This is a genomic window from Anoxybacillus sp. EFIL (assembly GCF_013096955.1).
Taxonomy (GTDB): domain Bacteria; phylum Bacillota; class Bacilli; order Bacillales; family Anoxybacillaceae; genus Anoxybacillus; species Anoxybacillus ayderensis.
Map to the genome: position 1 here is coordinate 1 of NZ_SDLH01000087.1, position 430 is coordinate 430.

Sequence of the window (430 nt, forward strand, 5' to 3'; positions counted from 1 at the left end):
AGGTGGTTCAGGTTGTCAAGGTGCAATGATAACTCAATACTCGCATGATTTAGGATGGAAAGGTATCCAAATTGACGCAGGAACACAAATCGTATTAGAAAATATCTACCTTGCACCTATGAACCCACAAGTCTCAAGAAAAGAACCTATTACAAATGGATCTTGTTTTGGTATACAGGTTAATACAGGTGGGTTTGTGACAATTGATAATGTAAATATGTTACGATGTGATGGCATAGGTATTCACATTACTATTGGTGCATATGGTTTTTGGGGATCGCATATTAACATCTTTCAAACAGCGTATAAGGGAGTTTTCATTGACAATCCGCAAGGGAATTATGTCTACCGAATAAAATTGGAGAATGTTAATGTTGATTGTTTATACAGCACGACAATTCCTTATGATTTTGATATGCTTGCAATGAGT

Annotated in this window: 1 protein-coding gene; it reads left to right on the top strand. The window is 36.0% G+C overall.

Annotated features, from left to right (window positions below; translation table 11 throughout):
* On the top strand, positions 1-430 hold a 430-nt coding region (locus ES017_RS15455), incomplete at both ends, for a hypothetical protein (protein WP_171335295.1).